This window comes from Spirillospora sp. NPDC047279 (genome assembly GCF_040643285.1).
GTDB lineage: Bacteria > Actinomycetota > Actinomycetes > Streptosporangiales > Streptosporangiaceae > Spirillospora.
This window is the reverse complement of the sequence record NZ_JBEYUA010000001.1, coordinates 630,609-643,772: the sequence shown is the minus strand read 5'-3', so window position 1 is coordinate 643,772 and position 13,164 is coordinate 630,609. Positions and strand designations below refer to the sequence as shown.

The following is a 13,164-nucleotide window of genomic DNA, read 5'->3' as shown; positions in this document are numbered from 1 at the left end:
GTCACCGCCCATGAGCTTCACCGCCTGGCTGTGGGACGCGAGCGCCGGCATCTACGAACAGATCCGCCTCCACCCGTTCCTCCAGGGCCTCACCACCGGCAAGCTCGACCGCGACGCCTTCCGCTTCTACGTCATCCAGGACAGCCACTACCTCAAGGACTACGCCCGCACCCTCGACCTCGTCGCGGCCAAGGCCCCGACCCCCGCCGAGGCCACCCTCTTCGCCGAGCACGCCACCAACGCAGCCGCCGTCGAACAGACCCTCCACGCCACCTTCCTCGCCGAGCTGGGCGACGTCACCGAACCCCCGGCCCCCACCACGGTCGCCTACACCAACTTCCTCCTGGCCTCCGCCTACGCCGGCTCCTTCGGCGAGGCCGTCGCCGCCGTCCTCCCCTGCTACTGGATCTACGCCAAGGTCGGCGAGGAGCTCCTCACCGCCTCCTCTCCCGACCCCCTCTACGCCCGCTGGATCGCCACCTACGCCGCCCCGGACTTCCAGCGGCTCGTCACCTCCGTCCTGGAGATCACCGAACGCCACGCCGCCACGCTCTCCCCCTCCGACCACGAACGCATGCGCCAGCGCTTCATCACGGCCGCCCGCTACGAGTGGATGTTCTGGGACGCCGCCTACCGCCAGCAACGCTGGCCGGTCAGCCCCGAGCATTACTGATGTGCAAGGAGCCAGTCGTGGCCTCTACACTCGGGGCGAGCGGGGTCGGTAGCTCAATTGGCAGAGCTCCGGACTTTTAATCCGTAGGTTGTGGGTTCGAGTCCCACCCGACCCACCCACTCTGACCAGCCCAAACGCGAGAATGCCCCATTTTGCACACCTCCCGCCATGTCCCACTTTGTTCCCGTGGCTGCTCGATGCCTGCTCGCGGGCACGGACCGGGCCTGGTCGGGCCCGTTTTCGGGGTCGTCACCCAGGCTTGGGGAGAAATCAATCGCGGTTCCGGGCGAAGCGCCGGCCGCACGTACAAGACCGACCAGGGCACACCGGCCAGCGCCGACATCAAGTCAGGTAGCGCCTTCAAGGGCTGGGACACCCTGAACGGCGCTCGGGTCGCCAAGCGGTCCGAGGCGCAACCGGGCCTCAAGGCATGCTCGGGGCTTCCCGAGAAAAGCTGGAAGACCAACACCGGCGCTCTGAATCGCGTTCAGGGCGACTTCGCGTTCCGCGTCCGCAGCAACGAGGGACGCCACGGGGTCCTCAACATCGCCGAGGTCCCCAAACCCTCACAATTCATCCTGTGGAAGACCGGTGAGGGTGTGTCAAGTTAACGGTTGATCTTGGTTGTTGGGGTGTTCAGTTGGCGGTCGGGGTGAGTCGGCCTTGCGGATCTCGACGTCGAAGCCGAGGAAGGGCACGAACTCGACCCAGGCGTCCGACCAGAGCTTGATGATCGCCGGATACTTCCCGCTCCAGGCCTCCTGGAACTCCAGGAACCGTTCCTCGGCCGCTTCCTGGCTCGGCGCCGTGTAGATATCGGCTTGAGCGCCTTGGCGATCTTGTCCCAGTACTGACGCGCCGCGTAACGGAAAGCTGTTGCGCAGCAGGGGAACGGTGCAAGTCTGGACAATCGTGCGAGTCCAGACGGTCTGCACCGCCTCGGGCCGGCCCTTGAGGCCGTCGCAGACCAGCATCAGCACGTCCTGAACGCCGCGGTTTCTTCAGCTCGGTGAAAACGTGCAGCCAGCACTTGGCGCCCTCGCCGCCGTCGCCGACCCAGATGCCGCGAGGACACCGTCCTCGGCCTCCCCTGCACCGTCTACGCCCTGGACCGAGACGACTTCCCCTCCCCCTGAACGCCGACCGCCGCCCAAGCAACAACAGCCCTCACGCAGGCACACCGCCCCTGGAAGGCACCCGATCGGAGCGCCTGGCACGTTCACCGGACCCACTCGTAGTCGCCGTCCGAATCCCATCCGGCGTCCCGCTCGTCGCAACCGAGAAGGTCGTTCAGATTTGCCGTCGGTGAGTTCACCGTCTCGTCCACGGTCCTTCGACCTGCTGCCGCGTATCCGCAACTGGCACGACCTGATCTTCTACCGGCCCGACGAGGGAAGCCGCTACGCCCACATCGACTCGCTGTTCGGCGACAAGGTGGTCGACTGGGGCCTGATCGAGAACCACTGGCCCGATCTGCTGCGCACCGCGATCTCGATCCGGGAGAAACAAGCTGTCGTCGGTGACGCTGCTGCGCCAACTGGGCAACCACTCCCGCAAGAACCGGCTCTACCGCGCCTTCCGCAAGCTCGGCCGCGCGATCCGCACCATGAGTCTGCTGCGCTATCTGTCCGAGCCCAAGTTGCGTGAGTAGATCACCCGAGCTTGTCCTACCGTTTTGATGCGGGTCCGATCTGGTCGTTCGTAGGATCCGGGGGGCCTGGGAGCCGGGGGTATGGCTGTGAGACCACTACCTGGCAATCATGAAACCCCAGCTCACAGCCACCAACTGAGGTCTCCACCCGACCCGGGGCGGCTCATCACCGCGAAATCCGCCGGGCGCAAGGTCTTCGGCTCGCCACCGCAGACGTCTCCGTCTCACTTGACCTCTTGCGCGTCAGTCCGGCAGCCAGTGCAGCTCGTGCGCCAGGGTTTTGGCGACGGCACGGATGCGGCGGTGTAGCGGCGACTGCTCGCGTGGGAGGACCAGGTGGAACGTCAGGCTGGGCGCGCCCCGCAGCGGTCGCCAGGTGAGACCGGCCGGTGATGCCGTGACCGCGGCTTCTCCGGCCGGGGCGAGGGTGACCCCGTCGCGCAGGTCGCGCTGAGACATGTCGAAAGAGACTGCGGGCGTGTGGAATCGGGGGTGTGGTCGGGTGTCTCGGAACAGTGCGGACAGCTGATCGTGGATCACGGGGTTGGCCGCACGGTCCGGGAGTCGCAGCGGATACGCGGCCGCGTCGGCGATCTCGATCTCCGGGTATTCGGCCAGCGGATGGTGCTGCGCCAACTGGACCCCGACGCGCGCACGCCGCAGCAGGAACCGGCGCACGCCACGGCCCGGCTGTTCACCGCGGGTGATCCCGGCATCGATGCGACCGTCGGCGACCGCGTGGGAGATCTCCGGTGTCGCCATCGGGACCGCGCCGACCTCGAGTCCGCTGTTGCCGCGAATCAGCCTGTCCACCAGGGCCGGTGCCGTCTCGGCCCCGGCGCTGAGGCTGTATCCGATGCGCAGCGTGCCCAGTTCACCGGCCGCCGCGCTCCGGGCGGTGTCCCATGCCCGGTCCAGCGCCGCCAGCGCGGGCGGCGCGGACTCCGCCAAAGCCGCACCGGCCGTGGTCAATACGACGCTACGCGTGTTGCGGACCAGCAGGGCCGTACCGAGTTCCGCCTCCAATCGGCGCATCCGGGCGCTGAGTGCGGGCTGTGCGATACCGATCCGTGCGGCCGCGCGGGTGAAGTTCAACTCCTGCGCCAGCACCAGGAAGTACCGCAGGCTCACCGTATCCGGCGCCACGTGACCTCCCCGCCAATTGATAACGATCCGTTCTGACTCTATCCCGTACCGGTCTTTCCCTCGACCGGACATCAAGCCCTAACCTGCGCATATGACGATTCAACTGACCGCAGTACCCGTCGGCGGGATCGATCGATCTGAGTGTCAATTCGAAGTCGGACGTGTCCGGCCGAGCACAGGAGGTTTCCATGACTAAGGGCTACTGGGTCAGTGTCTACCCCGCCATTTCCGGCCCTGAGGGGCTGACTGCCTACGACAAGCTGGCCGGTCCGGCTGTCCAGGCCGGGGGCGGGCGCAACCTGTCCCTCCTCCCGTCCCGTGGCGGTCGAGTCGTCGCCCACGAGGCCGGAATCACGCAACGCGTCGTTCTGATCGAGTTCGACAGCTTTGAACAGGCCGTCGCGGCATACGAGAGCGAGGCATACCAGAAGGCGCTGGTGGCCCTCCCCGGCGGCGTCGAGCGCGACTTCCGCATCATCGAAGGCATCGACTGACCGGCGGGCACAGCCATCGCTGAGCATCCGTCACCTGATACGCACGCCACCGGCGGTGCGGTCATCATCCACTATCCGGTGCAGGACGGCACCGGCTGAGGCAGGACGGTATGCTCCGGGACGCGTTCGGCCGGCCGTTGCGGCCAGGTCCGGCGACGGCGAAACGCCGTTCGCGGTTGCCGGTTCGTTGAGCGTCAAAGGTGGGCCGATGTCCTGGCCGGATGTCACGGTGGTTGATGCGTGCGTGCGGCGCGACAGCCGGGGCGGCAGCCCCACGGCCGTCACCGACGACGACCCGGCGGCGACGGACGCGGACCGGCGTGCGGTCGCTGCTGCGGCCGGCACCTCGCACGCTGCGTTCCTCGGCCCGGGGCGGACGCCGGACGGTGGCCGGCCGGTCCGGTTCTTCACCGCCACCACCGAACTGTCCGGCTGCGGCCATGGCACCGTTGCCGCGCAGGCCGTCCGGTTGACCCGCACCGCGCTGGGCGAACTGAACGACCGCCAACACACCGGCGGGCGCACGTTCGACACCGTCGCGATCCGCCGCCCCTCCGGCATCGAGGTGTGGTTCGACCAGGGCCTCGTCGCGCTACGTCACCCGGCACCGGACGAGCGCGCCGCGATCGTCGCCGCGCTCGGGCTCACCGCGGACGACCCGCATCCGACCGACGCGCCACGGATCGCCGCGCCCGGCGCACCACGCATGCTGGTGCCGGTCCACGACCGGTCGGCGCTGCTCCGAGTCCACCCACACCTCGGCAGGCTGACAGCGGCGTGCCAGCGGTACGGGCTCCTCGGCTGTTTCGTGTACGCACCGCCGGTGGGCGACCAACCGGGTGCGGCGCGGATGTTCGCGCCGGCGATCAATGTCGACGAGGACGTCGCCAACGCCAACAGCACCGGCTGCCTGGCCGCCCACCTGCTCGACACGACAGGGGCACAGACGGTCGCGATCGAGGTGGAGCAGGGCGACACCCTCGGCCGACCGGCCAGCGTGCTCGCTTCGGCCCGACGCGGGCCAGCGGGCATCACGACCCGGGTCGGCGGGTTAGCGGTGGTCCGCGACGGACACCGAGGCGACAACTAGACCTGTTGTCGAGGTAGGCGATGGTGGCCTGGATCAGGTGCAACGCCAGGGTGGACACCTCGACGTGCTCGCGATCGTCGCCGGTCAGGTCGCCGGCCTTGCCATAGAAGCCAGCACAAGATCGAACACCCCGGCCGAGCCCCACCGAAAGATCAATCAGCAGCGAGCGGTCGTGCCATAGGCACTGAACCGGACTCTGAAGGATAGACGCCTAGTTAAATGACAAGCTCAGGCGACCGTTCCGCCCGCGTTGCGGATCAACCGCTGAAGCACCTTGACCGTGGTGACGTAGTCCGCGTCGTCGATGCCTTCGTGGAGGGCGGCGCGGACCGCGGGGGCGTTGCGTGCGAGGTCGACGCGCGCTTGTTCCCCCTCCTCGGTGAGCCACAGCCGGTCCTCGGCGTCCCGGCTCAGCCAGCCACGTTCCAGGAGCGCCTCGGCCTCTGCCGCCAGGTCGTCCTCGGGCCGGATGTAGGAGGCCATGGCCTCTCGCAGCTCGGGCAGGGTCATCCCGTCGCCGGTGGGCGAGATGTCATTCACCGACAGGTTGCGCAGCAGCCAGAACTGGGGCTGGGTGTAGCCCTTCTCGGCCTGTCGGGCCCGGGTGTACGCAATCAGCGCCTCGTAAGCGACACCGGTCCAGTACGCGGCGGGCTGTCCGGCGAGTTCGGCGTCGGGGATCTGCTGGATCGTCATGGGACGCTCCTCCTGGTACCGCGGTGTGGGACCTGCACGGTCGTACAGGTCGCGTGGAGACCGTATGACCTCAAGTTTGGTTGAGGGCAAGGTGGTGATCATCTAGACGCTGTCGGCGACAACACAGTGAAGCCGTGATCACTTGCTCGGGGATCACCCAGACGGCCGCTTCACCTGAGCCCGGCACGCACCGGTTTCGTGATGAGGGCGGTGAGCGGTCCCGAGCGGACGACCGTGCCCCCGGCGGACTCGGGGCTGCTTCTTCAAGGGCAGGTTCGGATGTGCTGTCACAGCGTGATCGCGGACGGTCTGCCGATAAGACCTGCACCTTGAGAGACCAGCACGACATCCCGTCCGAGGGCCGTGCACCAGGGCCCTCGACATACGGTCGAATCAGGCGGGTAGGCCGTACCTCCAGGAGGCGGTGGTTGCCTTCCGCCTTCCCGCGAAAGCGCAGGATCGGGAAGCATGCCCTCCCGGCCTTCGGTTTCCGTCGACTGATCACCCTCTTCGTGCAGCGTCCATCCCCGGCGGTGACCAGACGCGCTGTTTGGTCCGATGGGACTTCGGTCTAGGGGAACCGTAGGCTGGCGGTCACCGCTGTCCCATCGGCGGGACACCTCGCGCGTGCGTGGACGGCGCGGTTGCGCAAGATCAAACGCATACAGGGCTCCCCCGTCCTGCTCTTCTGCTTTGTCGGCGGACCCACCTACGCCGGACAGGTGATCTGCTGCCCCTGACGTCTGTTCACGGCCAGGCTCACTGAAGTGGCCGCGGACGGTCCCGTGCCCACAGCCGAAGTTCTTCAAGGGTGTGGGCGGCCAGAGCGGCGATGAACACCGAGCAGTGCCATCCGTCGAAGTCCGTCAGCGAGGAATGCCCAAAGACACTCTCCGTAAGCTCGTCCATCATGTCGCTGTCCTCGGCGTCGGCCTGGATCTCCTCGGCCCAGGCACGCCGGTCATCCAGCAAGCGGATGACCAGGGTGAGACCTTCAGGACCGCCCAACAACTCCTCGCTCTCGTGGAGCGCTTTCAAGGGAGGGTGGATGTGCACGCCTGGCGCTGAACACTCCGCTATGGACAGTGTGGCGGCCACGAATCTCAAGGCCTCGGTCACCTCGTCAAGGACGATGGAATCCCGCAGCCCATACACGATAGGGAACCGGCCCACGTACACGGCGAGCAAGAGTGCGGGCACGTCCTGGTGACGCGGGTCTTCGTGTAGACGATCGGCCACCCAGCCCACCACCTCATCGATATCCCAGAGGCCGTACCCATGGACGGCTTGATCCAGATCAGAAGCCAGTTTTTCGCGATCAAAGGTGCCATCCGCGTTAAGGTACACCGAATTCCCTTCTCTATCAGGACGGACCATGCCATATCTTCTCAGGCATTAAAGTAGATGGGATTCCCTTCAGGAAATCAGGTCGGGAGCCTCCACGGTGAAACGGACGGGTGGAACATCTCCATCAAAATGGGCGCCCGGGACCGGGGACAGGCGTCATCTTCGCCTACGACAACGGCATCGTCAGCCGGGGCTGACGCCGCAGGGCCGGCTGCGGGGCATGCCGTCTGGCACCGGGCCTTCGCTCGGGGGTAATGCCCAGGTCAGAGCGGGTGCGCTTCAGGGATCTGAATCCCGAATTCGCGAATCGAGCACTGGCACACGTCCACGCGCCGTAGTGCCCGCCTTTGGGGCGGAATGGATCTCCAGGTGGTCGCCGATGGCCTCAAGCCGGTCCCGCATGTTGCGAAGTCCGGAGCCGGACGTGGCGGACCCGCGCGTCGAAGCCGAGGCCGGGATCTGACACCGAGAACTCCAGAACGCCGCCGTCGCAGGTCAGCCTCAATCGAGGCAGGCACATGCCGGCGTACTTCGTCGCGTTCTGCAGGGCCTCAAGGCAGCAGAAGTACACCGCCGTCTCGACCTCAGGCGCGAAGCGGCGCGCGACCAGCTCGGGCGAGACCGAGATCTCCGCCGGGACGACCGTCCAGCTCGTCCGGCCTGTGGCGCAATCGGGGACGTGGTCGAACGCGCTGCTGGTGCTCGTCCCCGCGAGTCCGCCGGTACCGGGTCGGCTCACCGCCGCCGCCGACAGCACCGTGAGCAGACAGAACGCACCGCCGGGCACGGTGATGAGCAGCACGTCCTCCAGGCCGTCGATCACCGGCCGGAACGAGCCCGGATGCCGGTCGGTCGAGACGATCGCGAAGCACACCACCGCGACGGCCAGGTCGGCGGCCGATAGCCAGGCAACGGCAGGCCACAGCCGGGGACCACGCCGTCGTGTTCGGTTCGTGTCACTCGGCGGTTGCCCGCTCTCTCGCGACGCCGTCAGCCGGCCTCTTGCTCGCCGGCGACGTGACCGCTGCCTGCTTGCTCGGCGCATCGGCGTCGACGTCCGGGCTTGAGGTCCGCTACGGTTTATTGTGATACTCGGAGTATCTGAGATTCCTAGTATCGAAAATCGGAACGGATGGCGAAGCTGCTCCTCGTCGGCGGCGGGATGGACGACGGAAAGAGGAGACGATGACCGAAGAGACGATGGTCGCCGCGGGTGGGGGTAAGCGGCTTTCGTTGGATGGGCGTGCGTTGACGCGGCGTGTGGGTCTGGCGTTGCCGGCGGAGTTGCCGTTGGGTTCGTGGGTGGACATCGGGCGGCAGATCGGTGTGATCGCGGATGCGTCGGCGTGGTGGCTGGGTGATTGGCTGGTGTACGGCCAGCGGTGCTATCCGGATCGTTACCAGCGCGCTATCGATCAGACCGGGCTGTCGTATCAGACGCTGCGCAACTATGCCTGGATCGCCCGGCGGTTCGCGGTGTCCCGCCGGCGGGACACCCTGAGCATGCAGCATCACGCGGTCGTCGCCGCGCTGGGCGATGAGGAGCAGGATGTGTGGCTGGAGCGCGCCGAGCGTGAGGGGTGGTCGGTGAGCCGGTTGAAGAACCGGCTGCGTTCCGATCGTTCCCGCCCGGCTCCCACGGGCGAGGCTGTCGTCGTGGTGACGATGGAGATCGACCCGCACCGGCGGAAACAATGGGAGGAGGCCGCCCAGCGCGCCGGGGCCGACCTTGCCTACTGGGCCTCGCAGATCCTCGACCAGGCCGCACTCCACATCCTCCAGACCCAGCCCACCCTGGACTGACCCCCCGGGCATCCCGACGAAACGGCCGCCATCTGCCGCGGAGGGTGGGGCATACCTCGTTCCAGGCACCAGGCGACCACCGACAGCAGACGCCTGGCCTGTCTCGAGGGCCACCTGCACCAGGATGTCGGTGGCGAGGTCCTCTCTCTCACTGTCGTATATACGACGGTCGCCGAATTCTGTCGAATGTGCGTCATTCAACGTTGCACCTACGCTGCTCACGACGCGCTCTCTATACCAAAAGAAGGCGGGAAAGCAGATGACCGAAGCGAATTCTTCGTTCACCCGACCCGGATTCACTGACGACGCCGCACTGGATTTGCAGTATCTACGTGCGCTGGCCGGCGCGTCTTACGGCGCCGCCTCTCCCGGAGAGGTCCTCGTGGTCGCCGACACGGTGCGGCGGCGTGGCGGCGACCGTGACGCCTACATCCAGGCCTGGGCCGAGCAGGGACGACGGGTCGCCATGCACGGCGCGGAAGCGATCGCGACCGGCCGGCGCGCCACCGCGCTGAGCGCATACCTGCGGGCTTACAACTACCTTCGGGCCGCTGAATTCTTCGTCCCCGCGAGCCGGCTGGAAGAGCGCCGGAAACTGTATGAAGAGAGCGTCGCCCAGTTCGACGCCGCCGTTCCGCTCATGCCCCACCCGGCCGAGAAGATCGCGATCCCCTACGCGAACGGCGTGATGCTTCCCGGTTATGTGTTCACGGTCGCCGACGACGGTCGGCCACGGCCGACGGTGGTCGCCTGCGGCGGCGTCGACGGCTACGGAGAGGAGATGTACCTGCTGGCCGGGGTTCCCGACGCGCTCGCCCGCGGGCTCAACGTCGTCGCCTTCCACGGCCCGGGCCAGCGCGGCCTGCAGCTGTACCACCCGGAGCTGGCCTTCCAGCCGGACGCCGAAGTACCGCTCGGCGCGGTGATGGACTACGCCGCCGACCATCCGGACGTGGACGGCGACCGGATCGCCCTGTACGGGATGAGCTTCGGCGGCTACCTCGCCCCGCGCGCGGCCGCGCACGACAAGCGCGTCAAGGCGCTGGTGGCCAACGCCCCGCAACGGGACCTTCTCGGCATCGTCCTGGGCGCCGGCGAGCGGAACGACGACAACCTGATGAAGGAGGTGAAGGAGACACGCTGGGGTGGGGTCGGCCTTCGTCGAGAACTACCTCCTGTGGAGCACCGGCGCGGCCACACTCGAGGAATTCGCCGCCCAGGCCGGGCTCTTCACCCTGGAAGGCCTGGAGCAGGAGATCGTCTGCCCGACGCTGAGTCTCGCCGCCGCAGGCGAAATCGGGGTGGCGGCGGAACAAGCCCGGCAGTTCCACGACACCCTGCGCGCACCCAAGCAGTTCACCACCCTCGCCACCGCCGACGGTGCGGACGCCCACTGCGGCATCGGCAATCTCCCCCACACCTCGGCATTGATCTATGACTGGATCACCCGCGAACTCGGCTAGGCACTGTTTCGCCAGAGCTGCCGTTCGATGCGGGTCCGGTGGGTGGTCGACCGATGATCAGGCCGCCGAAACCTGCGGGCCCGCATCACCGGACCAGCACTTCGATCACACGACGGGGATACCCTGCGCATCGGCCTTCGCTGGGTTCTGGACTTGGACGGCGGGCCCATCCGATCGGGATTCACGATCACCGCAGGGCGGGTGGCATCCAGTCCACCATCGCGCGATCTGGCGGCGCCACAGTGTGGGCGGCAGTAGCCGGGCCGCGGTGGTCATCGCTTGAAAATGCTTGTGGCTCAGCTCGGCTTGACGTTGCGCCGCGTGGGCGATGGCCTGCGTGCGCGGACGCCGCTCCCGGTCGTACCGTTCCAGCGCCGGACCGGGATCGCGTTCGGCCGCCAGCACCGAGGCGAGCACGACGGCGTCCTCGATGGCCTGGCAGGCGCCCTGCCCGAGGTCGGGTGACTGGGCGTGGGCCGCATCCCCGAGCAGCGCCACCCGGCCGCGCACATAGGTGTCCAGCGGGTCGAGGGTGGTGATGTCGTGGTGCAGTACCGCGCTGGGAGCGCTGGCGGCCAGGACGCGCGGGATCGGATCGTGCCAGTGGCCGACGCGGCGCCGTACCTCGGCCAGTTCGTCGTGGTGGCGGATGCCCGGCCGGTCGGCATCGGCGGTGAGAAATCAGTACACGTGACCGTTGGGCAAGGGTGATCAGGCCAACAGGACGGTCCGGCGGTCCAGCCGTCCGATCGCGACCGGGACCAGCAGCGCACTCGCGGCGGCTCGACGAGACCGACTGGGCCTCCCCTCTGGGCGGGGCGCGGTCCTGCGCACGAGGTTCCCGATCTATTCGCCAAGGTCGCTTCAGATGAGGAGGGCACCGCACAGGAAGCGGTCAAAAGCCTCTACAGCTCCGTGCATAGGGGCGACGCGTCCCCCAGCGCTGCTGTTCCTGGTCGAACGGATGCTCATCCCCCCGGCCCGCAACACGCTCCTTCTCATCGCCGACGGCCGCGGCGAGGCGCGCGCAGCCGTCCAGGAGGCTCTTCCCTCACTGCTTCACCTTCAGGACGACGAGCACCCCTCCATCCGGTGGGCGGCGGCGGGACTCGTACGCAACTGCGGGGCGACGGCGTGAACGCCGCGGCGACGCCTCCTGAGTACATAGTCCGTTCGGAAGTTTCCGCCATTCGGCGCACCCAGGTACCGTCCACTGGAATGCAAGTCATCGCCGAGATTAATCCGTTCGTCCTTGGCCCACCCGTTGGCTTGATCAGCTGGACCGACCACGAAGGCATACGTTGCCCCACGGACCAGCGAGGGCAAGTCCTCCCGCGACGCACAACGCTGCCTCAAACGCGCCATCGGCCGCCAAGTCTTCAAGACCCTCGAACGTCCGCCCCAGAAGAGCCATGAAGATCTTTCTCAAGCGGCTTGACGTGATATAGCCGCCTCGGGGTAAGCCTGGATCACCCCGTGGTCCGCGGTGTCCCGCCGACCGGACACAGTGAACCTTGGGCGAATCGCTCAGAACGGCTTCTGGTCGCCGGAATCGCGCCGTTGCCTGAGCAGCCACAAGCCGCAGACCACGGCCAAAGTCGCCAACACCGACAGTGCTGCCAGCCACCAGGACCGGTCATTCGCATAGACCTGATCAAGGAGTGTGAGGGCCGCACCAGCGGCGATCAGCGCCACGAAGTACATCACTTTTCTCGACATGGGCAAAGTGTACCTACCGGCTCGGATCAGAAGGCATTGTCATGTCCAGTGCCGGTCGCACCTGTATGACGTACATTTTATTCGGACGAACAGAACAAGGAGCGAATGAATGGCCGATGTACCGGCGCCGCCCAAGGTGCTACGGCTCGCCGCGATCAACATGTACGCTCACTGGTCGGCCGTCGGGCTCGTCGGCCTGGGAGGTCTCGTCGTCTCCACGGTGGTCACCTACGACCTGCGAGAGACGGGTTTCGTGATTTTCGGCTACGTCTATCTACTCCTCTGCGTGGCTGTCATTCTCGTCTCCCTCGCTGGAATCCGGCTCGCCCGGACCATGCCGCGGCGCCGGACCAGGACCTGGATAGGCGCACTCCTCCTGGAATCCTGTCTCGCCTTCGGAAGCGTCTGCTACGCCCTTGTCACGCTGTTGCACCTCCACTGGGCGACGATCATCTTTCTTCCCTTCGTGATCAGTTCCCTGCTGGCTGTGGCCTTCCTGCTGTCCGGACCGACACGAACCTTCTTCAGAAAGCACTGAACCGGAGACCAAGCCCCGCCGGGTTCCCCACGGGCTCGGCTATGCCCGACCCGCCCCTTATGGCGGATCGAGCAGTCCGGGGCTGACGGTCACGAGCCGAGTACCTCGGTGTTCTGGCAGGCGGTCAGAAGCCACCGCCCGTCCTGCTTGGCCATGACGTACAGCGGGCTGCCCTCGTTCTGGCCCTCGATCGGCCGGCCGTCCAGGGTCACCGCCCGCTGGCGGACCTTGACGGCGGCGACGTCGGGACGGATGAACAGGATGTGGACCACTTCGTAGGTGGCTGTGGATTCTCTCATCGCACCAGGCAGGACTTCGTGCGTGAACGCCGAGATCTCCTCGCGGCCGGTGAGGCGCTTACCAAAGGCCGTCGTCCAGATCGCGTCGGCCCGGAATAGCCCGACGAACTCCCCGGGGAGTTCGTTCTGCTGGGCATGCTGGATAGTGGCGACCACCTGCTTGATCTCGCCGATTTCGGCCTCGCGCGCCTGCTCGTCAAATCTCGTTGTCTCCATGCGGGACACAATGGCACCTCGAGCTTGCC

Annotated in this window: 18 protein-coding genes, 1 tRNA gene and 1 pseudogene; 12 read left to right on the top strand and 8 right to left on the bottom strand. The window is 66.9% G+C overall.

What is annotated here, in order from left to right:
- The first annotated feature begins 10 nt into the window (after positions 1-10).
- From tenA to ABZ810_RS03160, 3 genes are all read left to right on the top strand, one after another.
- A complete protein-coding gene (gene tenA, locus ABZ810_RS03170; protein ID WP_358398483.1) occupies positions 11-673 on the top strand; it encodes a thiaminase II in 663 nt (220 codons plus the stop codon).
- Positions 674-715: 42 nt separating this feature from the next.
- Positions 716-788, top strand: a tRNA-Lys gene (locus ABZ810_RS03165).
- Between the two features lie 82 nt (positions 789-870).
- Positions 871-1,284: a hypothetical protein gene (locus ABZ810_RS03160; protein ID WP_358398480.1), complete on the top strand. Its 414-nt coding sequence runs from the start codon at positions 871-873 to the stop codon at positions 1,282-1,284.
- On the opposite strand, the gene ABZ810_RS03155 is transcribed toward ABZ810_RS03160, so the two are convergent.
- Positions 1,276-1,647, bottom strand: a complete 372-nt coding sequence (locus tag ABZ810_RS03155) for a transposase (RefSeq protein ID WP_358398951.1) — start codon at positions 1,645-1,647, stop codon at positions 1,276-1,278. The genes ABZ810_RS03160 and ABZ810_RS03155 overlap by 9 nt on opposite strands.
- 43 nt (positions 1,648-1,690) lie before the next feature.
- Here ABZ810_RS03155 and ABZ810_RS03150 point away from each other — a divergent pair.
- Both ABZ810_RS03150 and ABZ810_RS03145 read left to right on the top strand, forming a co-directional pair.
- Positions 1,691-2,173 (top strand): annotated as a pseudogene (locus ABZ810_RS03150) (Tn3 family transposase); the annotation flags it as partial.
- A 19-nt stretch (positions 2,174-2,192) separates the two neighbouring features.
- Positions 2,193-2,324: a Tn3 family transposase gene (locus tag ABZ810_RS03145; protein ID WP_358398477.1), complete on the top strand. Its 132-nt coding sequence runs from the start codon at positions 2,193-2,195 to the stop codon at positions 2,322-2,324.
- Positions 2,325-2,567: 243 nt separating this feature from the next.
- Here the strand turns inward: ABZ810_RS03145 and ABZ810_RS03140 are convergent, their stop codons facing one another.
- Positions 2,568-3,470 carry a LysR family transcriptional regulator gene (locus ABZ810_RS03140; protein ID WP_358398474.1) on the bottom strand — a complete coding sequence of 301 codons (903 nt, stop codon included), beginning with the start codon at positions 3,468-3,470 and terminating at the stop codon, positions 2,568-2,570.
- Between the two features lie 188 nt (positions 3,471-3,658).
- On the opposite strand from ABZ810_RS03140, the gene ABZ810_RS03135 reads away from it, so the two are divergent.
- Positions 3,659-3,964, top strand: a complete 306-nt coding sequence (locus ABZ810_RS03135; protein WP_358398471.1) for a DUF1330 domain-containing protein — start codon at positions 3,659-3,661, stop codon at positions 3,962-3,964.
- A 208-nt stretch (positions 3,965-4,172) separates the two neighbouring features.
- Positions 4,173-5,054 (top strand): PhzF family phenazine biosynthesis isomerase, encoded by an 882-nt coding sequence (locus ABZ810_RS03130; RefSeq protein ID WP_358398468.1) that lies wholly within the window; start codon positions 4,173-4,175, stop codon positions 5,052-5,054.
- A 228-nt stretch (positions 5,055-5,282) separates the two neighbouring features.
- On the opposite strand, the gene ABZ810_RS03125 is transcribed toward ABZ810_RS03130, so the two are convergent.
- The 3 genes from ABZ810_RS03125 to ABZ810_RS03115 form a co-directional block, all read right to left on the bottom strand.
- Positions 5,283-5,750 carry a MarR family transcriptional regulator gene (locus ABZ810_RS03125; RefSeq protein ID WP_358398466.1) on the bottom strand — a complete coding sequence of 156 codons (468 nt, stop codon included), beginning with the start codon at positions 5,748-5,750 and terminating at the stop codon, positions 5,283-5,285.
- 759 nt (positions 5,751-6,509) lie between these two features.
- Positions 6,510-7,127, bottom strand: coding sequence for a hypothetical protein (locus tag ABZ810_RS03120; RefSeq protein WP_358398464.1), 618 nt, complete (start codon positions 7,125-7,127; stop codon positions 6,510-6,512).
- Positions 7,128-7,482: 355 nt separating this feature from the next.
- Positions 7,483-7,920, bottom strand: coding sequence for a hypothetical protein (locus tag ABZ810_RS03115; protein WP_358398462.1), 438 nt, complete (start codon positions 7,918-7,920; stop codon positions 7,483-7,485).
- Positions 7,921-8,282: 362 nt separating this feature from the next.
- Here ABZ810_RS03115 and ABZ810_RS03110 point away from each other — a divergent pair, with 362 nt between their 5' ends.
- Complete coding sequence (locus ABZ810_RS03110) at positions 8,283-8,900, top strand: LmbU family transcriptional regulator (RefSeq protein ID WP_358398460.1); 618 nt, start codon at positions 8,283-8,285, stop codon at positions 8,898-8,900.
- 259 nt (positions 8,901-9,159) lie between these two features.
- Positions 9,160-10,338: a prolyl oligopeptidase family serine peptidase gene (locus ABZ810_RS03105; protein WP_358398458.1), complete on the top strand. Its 1,179-nt coding sequence runs from the start codon at positions 9,160-9,162 to the stop codon at positions 10,336-10,338.
- 130 nt (positions 10,339-10,468) lie between these two features.
- Here ABZ810_RS03105 and ABZ810_RS03100 read toward each other — a convergent pair whose 3' ends face one another.
- Positions 10,469-10,873, bottom strand: a complete 405-nt coding sequence (locus ABZ810_RS03100; protein ID WP_358398455.1) for an FAD-dependent monooxygenase — start codon at positions 10,871-10,873, stop codon at positions 10,469-10,471.
- Positions 10,874-10,906: 33 nt separating this feature from the next.
- Between ABZ810_RS03100 and ABZ810_RS03095 the strand changes: the two genes are divergently transcribed.
- Positions 10,907-11,074 carry a hypothetical protein gene (locus tag ABZ810_RS03095; protein ID WP_358398452.1) on the top strand — a complete coding sequence of 56 codons (168 nt, stop codon included), beginning with the start codon at positions 10,907-10,909 and terminating at the stop codon, positions 11,072-11,074.
- A 253-nt stretch (positions 11,075-11,327) separates the two neighbouring features.
- Positions 11,328-11,501, top strand: a complete 174-nt coding sequence (locus tag ABZ810_RS03090; RefSeq protein WP_358398450.1) for a hypothetical protein — start codon at positions 11,328-11,330, stop codon at positions 11,499-11,501.
- Positions 11,502-11,890: 389 nt separating this feature from the next.
- Here the strand turns inward: ABZ810_RS03090 and ABZ810_RS03085 are convergent, their stop codons facing one another.
- The gene (locus tag ABZ810_RS03085; protein WP_358398448.1) at positions 11,891-12,082 is read right to left on the bottom strand and encodes a hypothetical protein; all 192 of its coding nucleotides are present in this window, start codon (positions 12,080-12,082) and stop codon (positions 11,891-11,893) included.
- 109 nt (positions 12,083-12,191) lie between these two features.
- Between ABZ810_RS03085 and ABZ810_RS03080 the strand changes: the two genes are divergently transcribed.
- Positions 12,192-12,620, top strand: a complete 429-nt coding sequence (locus ABZ810_RS03080; protein WP_358398446.1) for a hypothetical protein — start codon at positions 12,192-12,194, stop codon at positions 12,618-12,620.
- An 89-nt stretch (positions 12,621-12,709) separates the two neighbouring features.
- On the opposite strand, the gene ABZ810_RS03075 is transcribed toward ABZ810_RS03080, so the two are convergent.
- Positions 12,710-13,135, bottom strand: a complete 426-nt coding sequence (locus ABZ810_RS03075) for an SgcJ/EcaC family oxidoreductase (RefSeq protein WP_358398444.1) — start codon at positions 13,133-13,135, stop codon at positions 12,710-12,712.
- Positions 13,136-13,164 lie beyond the last annotated feature (29 nt).

Bases quoted from the DNA above. Each gene is read 5' to 3' on its own strand.
- ABZ810_RS03130 (WP_358398468.1), top strand. From the start codon at position 4,173: ATGTCCTGGCCGGATGTCACGGTGGTTGATGCGTGCGTGCGGCGCGAC.
- ABZ810_RS03110 (WP_358398460.1), top strand. From the start codon at position 8,283: ATGACCGAAGAGACGATGGTCGCCGCGGGTGGGGGTAAGCGGCTTTCG.
- ABZ810_RS03075 (WP_358398444.1), bottom strand. From the start codon at position 13,135: ATGGAGACAACGAGATTTGACGAGCAGGCGCGCGAGGCCGAAATCGGC.
- ABZ810_RS03105 (WP_358398458.1), top strand. From the start codon at position 9,160: ATGACCGAAGCGAATTCTTCGTTCACCCGACCCGGATTCACTGACGAC.
- ABZ810_RS03085 (WP_358398448.1), bottom strand. From the start codon at position 12,082: ATGTCGAGAAAAGTGATGTACTTCGTGGCGCTGATCGCCGCTGGTGCG.
- ABZ810_RS03135 (WP_358398471.1), top strand. From the start codon at position 3,659: ATGACTAAGGGCTACTGGGTCAGTGTCTACCCCGCCATTTCCGGCCCT.
- ABZ810_RS03125 (WP_358398466.1), bottom strand. From the start codon at position 5,750: ATGACGATCCAGCAGATCCCCGACGCCGAACTCGCCGGACAGCCCGCC.
- ABZ810_RS03120 (WP_358398464.1), bottom strand. From the start codon at position 7,127: ATGGTCCGTCCTGATAGAGAAGGGAATTCGGTGTACCTTAACGCGGAT.
- ABZ810_RS03160 (WP_358398480.1), top strand. From the start codon at position 871: ATGCCTGCTCGCGGGCACGGACCGGGCCTGGTCGGGCCCGTTTTCGGG.
- ABZ810_RS03090 (WP_358398450.1), top strand. From the start codon at position 11,328: ATGCTCATCCCCCCGGCCCGCAACACGCTCCTTCTCATCGCCGACGGC.
- ABZ810_RS03155 (WP_358398951.1), bottom strand. From the start codon at position 1,647: ATGCTGGTCTGCGACGGCCTCAAGGGCCGGCCCGAGGCGGTGCAGACC.
- ABZ810_RS03080 (WP_358398446.1), top strand. From the start codon at position 12,192: ATGGCCGATGTACCGGCGCCGCCCAAGGTGCTACGGCTCGCCGCGATC.
- tenA (WP_358398483.1), top strand. From the start codon at position 11: ATGAGCTTCACCGCCTGGCTGTGGGACGCGAGCGCCGGCATCTACGAA.